Genomic DNA, 11,846 nt, shown 5'->3' with positions numbered 1-11,846 from the left:
TTTTAGCATGACTTATATGATTGTATACTTAAATACTATGCCAAAAAGTAAAAAATAATATGGTTATAAAACTACTTATAATAGCTTACGAATATCATTACCCAATGCATAAAGCATAAGTAAAAGCATAAGGATCATGCCGAGTTTTTGAGTGCTTTGTAAAAACTTATCAGAAAGTTTTCTGCCAGATAGCACTTCATACAATATACATAAAGCATGTCCTCCATCTAATGCTGGAATAGGCAGTAAGTTGATTAAACCAATCATGATGGATAACAAGGCAACCAGGGTCCAGAATTTATATCCAATAAATTCGTTGTCAAAATTTTGGGCTATGCTAATCGGACCACCCAACGATTTTTTTAAAGCAAGTTTTCCTGTGATTAATTTCCATATGGTTAAAAAATGGCATTCCATCAACTCTAAAGCTTTTTTTAGACCAATGGGAATAGATGCTACAAATGAATAATGTAGTTGTCTATATTTAGGCTGAGCCAATTCAATACCTAATCCTTCTTGGCCTATTTGGACCTGGGTACCCATTTTTATGCCATTCCGCAAATAGACTACTTCAACTGTTTTATCCAAACAAGTTTTAACTATCCTTATTAAGCTATATAGATCAAGGGTAGATTGGCCTGCTAACTCAATAATTTGATCTCCAGCCATTAGGCCTGCTAGGGTAGCACTACTATTTGGGCGAACGGAGTGAATCAAGCAGGGAAAAATGGGCCTTATAAAAAAATCTTTTTTTATATCTGATAAGCTTTCTAGGAGCTTTTCTGGAATGGGTAGTGTGAATAGCTGACCATCTCTGTTGATGGTATAATAGCTTTTACTACGGAGTAAAAAGCTGGGTGATACAACATCATTAAAATCATCAAAATTTTTTCCATTGATTTTGAAAATTTTATCCCCTGTTTTAAAGCCCATTTCTCTAGCTAGTGCACTTGGTATGATGCCATATTTATTTACTTCATCTTTAGGTAAATAGGTATTGCCCATTATATAAGTTAAACCAATCCATATGCATATGCCACTGAGTAGGTTAAAGATAATACCACCCAATATAGTGAGGCAGCGCTGCCAGGCTGGCTTTGAACGAAATTCCCAAGGTTGTGGACTATTTTCCAAATCATCAATGGCCAACGATTCATCCACCATACCTGCAATCTGAACGGCTCCACCTAAGGGAATCGATCCTAAGGCATATTCTGTTTCACCCCACTTGACTTTAAATAGTTTAGGAGGAAATCCAATCATATAGCTATTGACGCGCATTTTAAATAGCTTAGCAAAAAGCAAATGGCCCAATTCATGTATACCAACTATGATGAATAGAGCGGCTAAAAATTGGATGGTCTTAATAAAAAACGCCATATAGTGTAGCAATTACTATGTTAATCTTATAGGGAGTAGCCCTTAAATATAAGCAAAAAATAGGATATACATCTTCAATAGATGGTCTATGTTGGGCAATAGAGGCTACAAAAAAGTGGCTTGCAAGTAGCATACGTTATAAAATGTACGCACTAAGGTCTTTCTGTTTTAGTAAGTCAGCCAGCGATTCTTGGACCATTGTTTTGGTGATGGTAATGGCGGTATTGGGCCTAATCGTATCTGGAACATCAAATAGAATAGGCGTTAATAGATGACTCATCACAGTTTGCAACCGCCTCGCACCAATATTTTCTATCTCTTCATTGAGGAGATAGGCAGTGGCGGCAATTTCTTGTTTGGCTTCTGGACTAAAATCTAGCCTAACGTTTTCTACAGCTAACAATGCTTGATACTGGATGGGTAATGCACTTTTAGGTTCATCTAGAATCTTATAAAAATCCTTTTGTGAAAGATTTTCTAAAGTTACACGAATCGGAAAGCGACCTTGTAACTCTGGAATGAGGTCAGATGGTTTGGCCATATGAAAAGCACCTGCTCCAATAAAAAGAATATGATCTGTCTGAATGGGACCATGTTTGGTCTGTACTGTACTGCCTTCTACAATGGGTAAAAGATCGCGCTGAACACCTTCCCGACTTACACCTGGACCATTGCCTTGACCAGTGTGGGCAATTTTATCTATTTCATCTATAAAAATAATACCGGAATGGCTAGCTCTTGCTAAGGCTTCTTCCTTAACGGCATTCATATCAATAAGCTTGGCTGTTTCTTCTGTCAATAGTAAGGTGCGTGCCTCTGCAATACTAACTTTTATTTTTTTAGTTTGTTTGGGTAAAAAACTGCTCAGCATATCCTGAAAGTTCATTACCAATCCTTCTTCCATGGAAGGACCTGACCCTAGACTATTGACATTACCAGCTGGAACGGCCTTAGTTATTTTAATTTCTATTTGCTGTTGATCCAGTTGACCACTTCTTAATTTTTCACGAAATCGTTCCCGCGTAGTATAGCTGCTTTGTGTACTATCTAAACAGGTCTCTTCGTTTGTTTTTGATTGAAACGGAGGAAGTAATATATCTAAAATAATTTCTTCTACTTGTTCAACTGCTTTATGCTGGACTGTTTCAATTTTTTCTGACTTTACCATCGCTACAGCACGTTCCACTAAGTCCCTTACCATACTCTCTACATCACGTCCAACATAGCCTACTTCTGTAAATTTGGAGGCCTCTACTTTTACAAAAGGAACTTTTGCAATTTTAGCCAATCGCCTAGCTATTTCTGTTTTGCCTACCCCAGTCGGTCCAATCATTAAGATATTATTTGGGACAATATCTTCCTTTAAAATGCCCGTAACCTCCATTCTGCGCCATCTATTCCGCAAAGCAACAGCCACATTGCGTTTGGCTTCTACTTGGCCGATAATATATTTATCGAGTTTTTGTACAATTTCTAGAGGTGTAAGGGCCTGCTGATCAGTTGACATAGTTATTTATAATTTGGTTGGGTCTATACAAATTGCTTGATGGCAATATATTTTATTTGTCTTACATAAAAAACTATTAAGCGCAGCTTATGCGGATGCAACCGTGAACATACAATAAACTTACTAATATTTATATTAATATAACGGTTCTATCCCTATCTATGCAACCTGAACGGTGGAAATACTACCAGCATTTATTGGAAGGGTCCCTCAAGCAAGGCAATCTACTATGATAAGTTGTTTCAAGAAAATCAGCTGTAAAGACCTTCTTTGTATCACCGGCAGCTATAAGTTGATGGTTGAGCAAGACCAGCCAATCAAAATAAGTATCTACTGACCCTAAATCATGGTGTACGACTACAATGGTTTTACCTGCTTCCACCATGTTTTTTAAGAGTCCAATAACAATTTTTTCTGTAGTAATATCTATACCTGTAAAAGGTTCATCCATAAAATATAACGCTGCATCTTGGGCCAAAGCCCTAGCTAAAAACACCCTTTGTTGTTGTCCTCCAGATAGTTCGCCAATTTGTTGTTTGGCAAGATGTGCGATACCTAATTCTTCTAAGCACTGCATAGCTATTGTTTTATCTTTTTTATTAGGCCGCTCAAAAAAATGCAATCTATTATACCTGCCCAAAAGCGCAATATCAAATACAGACGCAGGAAAGTCCCAATCTACTGATTCTTTTTGAGGGACATAACTGATCCGTCTTCTTACCTTATGGATAAATGATCCCAACAACTTTATTTCACCCTGTTGATAAGGAATAAGCCCCATAATAACCTTTAATAGGGTAGATTTACCTGCCCCATTGGGACCTATTATTCCAATGATTTTACGTGATGGTAAATCAAAACTAACTTTTTCCAATACAACTTTGCTATTTGGGTAAGAAACAGATAGATCTTTTATCTGTACAATATGCTTATCTGTTTGTATCATCCTTATTTCAGTGCATTTACAATCGTGGTAGTATTGGCGCTAATCATGCCACAATAGGTGGATGCTAAAGTATCAGGCGCACCAAGTGCATCGGAGTAAAGGCATCCTCCTATCTCTACTTTGTATCCATAATGGGAACAACCTTCTAATACAGCTCGTATCGATCTATCTGAAACAGAAGTTTCAAAAAAAACCGCTTTAACATTCCGTGCTATAATAAGGGCTATAATACGCTTAATATCTTTTAAGCCACACTCAGATATAGTAGAAATTCCTTGTAAGCCAACTACTTCTATATTATAAGCCTTACCAAAATAACCAAAAGCATCATGTGCAGTGATTAATACTCGTTGCTTAAAGGGAATAGACTGCATTTGGACAGTTATGGCTTGATGTAATGCCTCCAATGTTTCGATATAAGCCAATGTATTTTTTTGATAGTAAGCCGCTGATTCAGGTCTTGCTTCTTGTAACTTTTGGCTAATAAAACCAACTACCTGTTGCCATAACTTTACATCAAACCAGATATGAGGATCTATACCAACAGCACACATATCCTCATATAAGAGCTGCTTTGGCATAAGGGCATCACTAACCGCATACGTTTTTTTCTCTTTGGCCATTTTTTGCAATAAGTCAGTCATTTTACCTTCTAAATCAAGACCATGATAAAAAATTATATGAGCATGTCTAAGCTGTTGAATATCTTTTTGAGTAGTTTGATAGATATGAGGATCTATACCAGGGCCCATTAGGCTAACTACCTGAGCATCGTCTTTTACAATATTTTTAACGGCATCTTCCAATATACCTGTAGTGGTTAAAATAACAAATGGTTCATCTGAAGTAGTGCCGCAAGAGGATAAAATCAAAGAAAAAAATAGACAAACAGTGCCATACATATTGGATGATATGGACTTAGTAAGATTGGGCAGCATAGAGAATAGTATATTTAAGACTTTATTGATTGAACCATGATCGTTATAGATTACTAAATCTTTCGTACTGCTTAGATAAGCCGACCCAATACTACTTTGCACCTCTTGTAATTTTACAGGAGAGACAATGCAAAGCTAACTTTTTCCCTATAATTTTACTATTTGTAGAAGTAATTTATTTTGACTTTATGTTCTCTACTTTATGTTCTCTTTAGAGCGTACCTTTTTTAAGTGCATTAACAATTGTTATGGTATTGGCACGGATCATTCCACAATAGCTTCCTTCTACAGTACTAGGTGCACCAAGTGCATCTGAATAGAGGTACCCTCCTATTGCTACCTTATGTCCATAATGGGCACAACCTTCTAATACAGCTCGCATCGACTTGTCTGAAACAGAAGTTTCAAAAAAAATTGCTTTAATATTGCGCTTTATAATCAGCGATACAATACGTTTAATGTCTTTTAATCCACACTCGGATGCAGTAGAAATTCCCTGTAAGCCAACTACTTCTATATCATAAACCTTTCCAAAGTAACCAAAAGCATCATGTGCGGTAATCAATACCCGTTGTTGCTTTGGAATAGATTGAATTTCCCGCATAACCGATTGATGTAATGCCTCTAAAGTCTCTAAATAGGCTATTGTATTGTCTTGATAATAGGCTGCTGACTCAGGTCTTGCTGCTTGGAGTTTTTGACTGATAAAACCAACCACTTTTTGCCATATACTTACGTCAAACCAGATATGAGGATCTACACCAATCATACCATCGTATAGTAGCTGTGTTTTATCGAGCGCGTCACCAACGGCATAAACTTGCCTTTGTTGGGCCATTCGTTTTAATAAATTAGACATTTTCCCCTCTAAGTCAAGACCATTATAAAATATTATATGGGCATGCTTAAGCTGTTGTACATCCTTCTGAGTAGTTTGATAGGTATGAGGGTCTATACCAGGCCCCATTAAGCTTATTACACGTGCGTCGTCTTTAACAATGTTTTTAACCGCATCTCCCAGCATACCTGTGGTGGTTAAAATGGTAAATGGTTCGTCTGTATGATTGGTACAGGAAAATAGGCTTAAACAAAAAAACAAATAAAAAATCTTATATCTATTCAAGTAGAGATGTTTTATACAAATAGCCATCTTATTACAATACTATAAAGTGATTAAAATATTATCTGTTATTTTACGAGATATATTAATTTTATGTTGGTTATCAATAGTTATATCCATTGATTCATCAAATTTAATTTTTTCAATAACTGTCATTTTAGCGCCTAAATAGATATTTCTTTTACCGAGGTATTGTAAAAAGGCAACGGAATCATCTTTAATGGCACTTACTATACCACTTGTGCCTTCAGCTACATCTGTCATTAATAGTCTAGGCTTGGTTACAATCTTTCCATCCGCATTTGGAATGACTATACCATGGGGATTACAATATGGGCTGCCTAGAAAATGGTCCAATCGATCTATGAGTATATCAGAATCAATATGTTCTAGTTGCTCTGCTACTTCATGTATTTCATTCCATCCAAATTTTAATTTTTCTACTAAGAAAACTTCCCAAAGTAAATGTTTGCGCAAAATTTTTATAGCCGATTGTTTTCCTGTTTCTGTCAAGGTTACGCCTTGGTATTTGCGGTAGACCACTAAGCCTTTATGATGTAGTTTTTGCATCATATCGGTAATAGAGGCAGCACGGGTATGTAAAAATTCCGCCATGGCAGTAGTTGCAACCAACCTTTCTTTCCCCTCTGAAAGCATGTAAATGGCTTTTAAGTAGTTTTCTTCTGCATGTGTACGTTTCATATATCTTATATTTAGACAAATTTAAATAATTTTTTAGACAAACCTAAAAATTAATCTAAATGAAACATGAATGTTGGATTATAGTATTTTATAAAATTGACAATCAATTATAAAATTAATAAAATGTATTTATACATAATGGTATAGCCAATGTACTAAATCAAATCTTGTAAAGAGATTAAAATAAAAATAGTTTCATCAGTCTATTGAATAAACCATCAACAAAACGATCGAATGAATAGTCTAAAAGAAGCATACAATGTAAATAAATATTATTCAGAATAAATATAAATATATTTTATAATCAAAATAAAATATATATTTATTAAACATAAACTTCAAAAAATACATGGCTATAACTAGGATAGCAAAGCATATATTTGGATATTTAGCCGAATAAAATATTGTTGAAAAATTATATTAAATCATTATCAGTTATATATATATAATTTTAAATGCTTTACTTTAATATATAGTTTAGCGTTATGAGCGCACCAACCATTATTTTATATCATCTTTTTTATTTAAATTGAGGCTGGTATAGTTGAGGATTAAACTGCTTTTATTATTTACAAATATTGACACCATGAGCATTGAGCAACCGCTTATTAATAGGCTGATGCGCTACTTTTTTAGAGGGTTACTATTGATCATTCCATTAGGTGGAACACTCTATTTAATTTCAGTAGTGTTGCGGAAAATAGATGGATTTGTTAGCCTGGGTATCCCAGGTTTGGGCATGTGCATTGTAGTGGCTTCTATAACCCTGTTAGGATATATAGGTACTACCCTTTTCGTTAAGTCAGTATTTGGCTTTACAGAAGCACTGATCAAAAAGGTTCCATTTATTCGTGCGCTTTATTCTTACCTAAAAGATTTTACTTCAGCTTTTGTAAGCAGCAAAGGAAAGTTTAATAAACCGGTTATTATTTTACTAAATAAAACCACCCAAGTCTATAGAATAGGGTTTATTACAAAAGATGCTTTGGACGTGCTTTCTATGCCTAGCCATATAGCGGTTTACCTACCAAATGCTTATGATTTAGCTGGCGTGCTTGTTATCGTTCCTCCGGAATTGGTTAGGCCTTTGGACCTACCTGGCTCTGAAGTAATGAAATTCAATTTTTCTGGAGGACTCACACCACTAAAAAATACAGGCACCAAAGCAAATACGCCAGATTTAGATGCAACAGCATAGCAGTAGACGATCTATAAAGCGAAATAAGCTATTTTCAAACAAACTTTTACAAGCTCCATTTTATTTTGTAATATTGTCTCCAACGGTACGGTATAGTGCAATCTGTAAAGGTTATATATCTATATTTTATGTCTAAAAATTGGTCTTGATATAGCATAATGTACCATACTATATGGGTTCGGAGGGTTGGCAGAGTGGTTTAATGCAACGGTCTTGAAAACCGTGGTACTGTTAAAAGTACCGAGGGTTCGAATCCCTCACCCTCCTCATATTATATTAATGTTATTAATATTAAAGACAAAGCAATACAAATATAAATACAAAGCAGTAGCATGCTATTTTTGTATTGTAACGTTACAAGATTATAATTTCCCAATGTTACAGAAAATATTAGATTGTTTTTGTTCGTTTTTCGATCATTTCGTTAATCCAGCGGTTGCATAATATCCAAAATTTAAGACGACAAAGGAAAGCACTATATAAAGTCAAATATAGATGCGACAGAACTAGCTATTTAGTCAGTGCCAATGGCTGCTTAGCATAGGCTTGTATGTACAAAATAGTTGGACCTACCTATAATATAATTTAAAGTATACCACTATGAACATTTACCTACGTCTGATCTTATTCTTTCTTATATACCCTTTAGAACATACTGCTGTGGCCAGACCTAACCTAGGCATGCCAGATCGCCATGCAAAACTTCTATTGGCCCAATACGAAGCAGCCAAAAAAGTTTACAAGATAGAAGCTTATGCTGAGGCAAAATCATTATTTGATAAACTGAGAACAATACAACATCCTCCTTCTCTTTCTCCTTATATCCATTTTTACTATGGATTAGCTGCCTATCACAATGGAGAAAAAGCAATCGCTCATCAGACGTTTTTGGATATACAAGCAAAATTTCCAGATTGGAACAAGCAAAATGAAATCCACTATTGGTGTGCGCAATGTAGCTTTGAAGAGGGACGTGTTGAAGAGGCTTTGGGTGGGCTTGCCTTGATTAAAGATAAGCATATGGCTGGATCGGTTCTGCAACTAAAAAAAATTTTCTTAAAAAGAATAGAGGATCATGGATATCTACAAGAGCTGATTGAAAAATTTCCAAATGACGCTATTATTAAAACTATTTTACATAAAAAAGTTGCACGAGAGGCCTATCTTACGCAAGACTTTTCATTAATAAATCAGTTAAAACAGAAATATAATGTTGCAGACTATACATACGATCCCTTGAAACACGTAAAGTCTAAGCATAAAACAGCTTATGATGTAGCGGTTTTACTTCCTTTGTTTGTCAACGAGTTGGACTATGAAGCATGTACAGACCAATTTGTTATTGAGCTATACCAAGGTATACAGTTGGCCATAGAAAGACTTGCTCAAGATGGTATTGTGATTAATCTTTTTACGTTTGATACGAAAAGAAGCGTAGAAGTTACCAAAGCATTGCTGGCGCAAGAAGCTATGGTCTATATGGATCTCATCATAGGTCCACTCTATCCCGATACCATTCCGTTGGTTGCTGCATTTGCTAAAAAACACAAAATTAACCTTATAAATCCTATCTCTGATAATTCTACGATAACCCACAGTAACCCATTCGCTTTTCTTTTTCAGCCCGATTTAGAAACTTGTGCACAAAGAGCAGCAGCGCTTACACTAAGTGATATATACGGTAAAGCAACAGCAGAACCTTGTATAGGGGTATTTTATGGTATGGAACAGAAGGATATATTACAAGCTACTTTATATAAACATAGGATTGAGGAGCAGCTAGGTAAGTCAATAGATCTATTTGTACAACTTTCTGATACAACCATTAAAAATTTTTTGCAAGAAAATACCAACCAAGAAGAAGAAAAAAATCTTGAAAATACAGAACAAACGCATTTAGATTTAACCAACCTAACCCATATTTATGTACCCTCTCAAGATGAGTTGGTCGTTTCTAGCGTAATAAGTCTTTGCTTAAAACTTGGTATTAAGCCACAAATTATAGGCCATGAACAGTGGATAAAAAAAGAGATATTAAATATTTACCAGCTACAAAGGTTGCCTATTTTATTCTTATCTCCAAACTATATCGACTATAATAGGCCTGCGTTAAGCATATTTCGGAAAAATTTTTTTGAGAAAAATGCAACAAAACCCAATGAAAAAAGCTACATTGGCTATGAAATGATGCTATTTTTTGGTCGGATGTTAGGCGACTATGGTACTTATTTTCAAAAAAAATGGGAAAATATGCACTACAGTGGCGTTATTTTTCAGGGTGTATCCTATGGAAAGCATCATGCCAATCAGCATATTCCAGTGTTACGATTTGAAAAAGATAAATTTGTATGCGTCTCCGTCAACTAAAAATAAGATTTCAAATGGATGAATAGGAGCAAGCTTCCTTTATCTTAGGGATGAATAGGGTATAGATAGATCTTAATCGTTTTCCATTTGCTGCCCTTATATACCAATTAGCTTTAAATTTTTTATTGATGGCTTGTCCTGCTATGATGACTAAGTTCTCTGCATTTCTAGCTTGCGCACTATTTGTCCAATTAAAAGAACCTGTGATAACATAAGTATCATCAATAATTATTACTTTATTATGTGCATAACCAACTATTTTATCAATTATAATAGGAATACCATGTTGTAATAAGCTGTTAACTTTACTCCCCTTTGTAGTTTGTGCATCTTTATCTATTAATAACCGAACATTACCCCATTTTGATGCGCTTGTATCAGTGCATTTGCAATCTTTCCAGAGGTGATCACATAGGCCTGCACAAGAATTAATGCTTTGGCAGATAGGATCTTGGCTACAATAAGATCCATGCAAGGATCTTGCGGTGTAAACCACACTTGTATCGCTAGGTCGTCATCAGACCGATTGGAGGTATTACAAGCGGTATAATTAACCAATAAACTACTAAAAGCAATGAGCGCAGTTCCTAAAAACTTAACCCAAACATTGGGGATACGTAGCAACTTTCGAATGGTAGATTGTTTCATAAATGGTTCTAAATCAGATAGCTAGTAAATAGAACAAAGAAGGAAATAAAATGGATAAAAATTTGCCTTAGTAACCCAGTCTAGTATACTTTTTATCTATGCTTTTTTAAACCAAATAAAGAAAAGTGTACATAACGCGAAGGCCGTTTTCTTAGGTCAAAAAGTAATGCATCCAAGTTTTCTACACTATGATTAAACTTATAATAAAGCGCTGGATCGTTTATAAGCAGCCCCAAGCTGCCATGACCAGTAGTGGTCTTCTGTATGAATTTTTCTAAATCTTGTAAGATATGGTTCACTCTAAAAGACATATCCTTAAACGGAATAGATTGCACTTCCATAACTAGGCTATGTATAGTGGAAAACATAGCCGGTATACCTTTTTCAGGATCTGCCAATGGTGAAGAAATAGCAACTATATTTTTTGCAATAGCACTTATGTTAGATTCAAGCTGATGCATAGTGCTGTTTAAGATCGCACTTGTTTTTTCAAAATTTACTAGGATGGCATTGACCCCTTCGGTCGTTTTGATCAGATTTTGGGTAACCGTTGCTATCTGTGCCGTCATTGCCTTAAGATCAATATCATTAAAATCTGGATGGATCTGTCCAATGATAATGTCTTGTCTACCGATAGGACGTCCTTTTTGAAGCTCAATTTCTAAGGCATTACATTCCATCATACCGGCATTATTCAACATAACTTTACTGGTATGGGTCAAAGGAAATTGTTTGTCTATTTGAATGGTAACTAGTGTGCTATAATTCTGTTTAGGCTGAATTTCTACTTTTGTGACCATGCCTACTACATGACCTTTTAGTTTGACAGGCGCCGAAACGCATAAGTTCTTATTTACAGGATAAGAAACTTGGTAATGATTATATTTAGAAAATATATTATAACCTTTTAGAAATGAAAAACCATAATACAAAATGCCCAAAGAAGATAGCACTAATAAGCCTATCGTATAGTTCTTATTTATTTTCATATTGGTATCTTTTGTATGTTTGGGTAAGAGGAAACAAAATACAGTAAAAAA

11 protein-coding genes and 1 tRNA gene are annotated in these 11,846 nt (G+C 35.2%); 3 read left to right on the top strand and 9 right to left on the bottom strand.

Annotated features, from left to right (window positions below):
• Window positions 1–75 precede the first annotated feature (75 nt).
• The 6 genes from rseP to AL022_RS03290 form a co-directional block, all read right to left on the bottom strand.
• Window positions 76–1,380, bottom strand: a complete 1,305-nt coding sequence (rseP, locus tag AL022_RS03315; RefSeq protein WP_014934868.1) for an RIP metalloprotease RseP — start codon at window positions 1,378–1,380, stop codon at window positions 76–78.
• Between the two features lie 136 nt (window positions 1,381–1,516).
• Window positions 1,517–2,887, bottom strand: a complete 1,371-nt coding sequence (hslU, locus tag AL022_RS03310; protein ID WP_014934866.1) for an ATP-dependent protease ATPase subunit HslU — start codon at window positions 2,885–2,887, stop codon at window positions 1,517–1,519.
• 184 nt (window positions 2,888–3,071) lie between these two features.
• Entirely contained in the window at window positions 3,072–3,833 is a 762-nt protein-coding gene (locus tag AL022_RS03305; RefSeq protein ID WP_014934865.1) for a metal ABC transporter ATP-binding protein, read from the bottom strand.
• 2 nt (window positions 3,834–3,835) lie between these two features.
• Window positions 3,836–4,735 carry a metal ABC transporter solute-binding protein, Zn/Mn family gene (locus AL022_RS03300; protein ID WP_041546312.1) on the bottom strand — a complete coding sequence of 300 codons (900 nt, stop codon included), beginning with the start codon at window positions 4,733–4,735 and terminating at the stop codon, window positions 3,836–3,838.
• A gap of 247 nt (window positions 4,736–4,982) precedes the next feature.
• A complete protein-coding gene (locus tag AL022_RS03295; RefSeq protein WP_242388177.1) occupies window positions 4,983–5,870 on the bottom strand; it encodes a metal ABC transporter solute-binding protein, Zn/Mn family in 888 nt (295 codons plus the stop codon).
• Window positions 5,871–5,933: 63 nt separating this feature from the next.
• On the bottom strand, window positions 5,934–6,593 hold the full coding sequence (locus AL022_RS03290) for a metal-dependent transcriptional regulator (RefSeq protein ID WP_014934862.1): 660 nt from the start codon (window positions 6,591–6,593) through the stop codon (window positions 5,934–5,936).
• A 586-nt stretch (window positions 6,594–7,179) separates the two neighbouring features.
• On the opposite strand from AL022_RS03290, the gene AL022_RS03285 reads away from it, so the two are divergent.
• From AL022_RS03285 to AL022_RS03275, 3 genes are all read left to right on the top strand, one after another.
• A complete protein-coding gene (locus AL022_RS03285) occupies window positions 7,180–7,791 on the top strand; it encodes a DUF502 domain-containing protein (RefSeq protein ID WP_014934861.1) in 612 nt (203 codons plus the stop codon).
• A gap of 180 nt (window positions 7,792–7,971) precedes the next feature.
• A tRNA-Ser gene (locus AL022_RS03280) sits at window positions 7,972–8,058 on the top strand.
• A 333-nt stretch (window positions 8,059–8,391) separates the two neighbouring features.
• Window positions 8,392–10,158, top strand: coding sequence for a hypothetical protein (locus tag AL022_RS03275; RefSeq protein WP_014934859.1), 1,767 nt, complete (start codon window positions 8,392–8,394; stop codon window positions 10,156–10,158).
• 10 nt (window positions 10,159–10,168) lie between these two features.
• Here AL022_RS03275 and AL022_RS04690 read toward each other — a convergent pair whose 3' ends face one another.
• The 3 genes from AL022_RS04690 to AL022_RS03265 all read right to left on the bottom strand — a co-directional run bounded on the left by AL022_RS04690 (window position 10,169) and on the right by AL022_RS03265 (window position 11,795).
• On the bottom strand, window positions 10,169–10,498 hold the full coding sequence (locus AL022_RS04690) for a phospholipase D-like domain-containing protein (RefSeq protein ID WP_420888365.1): 330 nt from the start codon (window positions 10,496–10,498) through the stop codon (window positions 10,169–10,171).
• Window positions 10,498–10,806, bottom strand: a complete 309-nt coding sequence (locus tag AL022_RS04620) for a phospholipase D-like domain-containing protein (protein ID WP_014934857.1) — start codon at window positions 10,804–10,806, stop codon at window positions 10,498–10,500. The genes AL022_RS04690 and AL022_RS04620 overlap by 1 nt, the downstream gene beginning before the upstream one ends.
• A 92-nt stretch (window positions 10,807–10,898) precedes the next feature.
• On the bottom strand, window positions 10,899–11,795 hold the full coding sequence (locus AL022_RS03265) for an MlaD family protein (protein WP_014934856.1): 897 nt from the start codon (window positions 11,793–11,795) through the stop codon (window positions 10,899–10,901).
• Between the last annotated feature and the right edge of the window lie 51 nt (window positions 11,796–11,846).

Origin of the sequence: Cardinium endosymbiont cEper1 of Encarsia pergandiella, from assembly GCF_000304455.1 — a bacterium.
Lineage (GTDB): Bacteria > Bacteroidota > Bacteroidia > Cytophagales > Amoebophilaceae > Cardinium.
The sequence above is the reverse complement of the archived record's forward strand: the minus strand, read 5'-3'. Positions and strand labels throughout refer to the sequence as shown.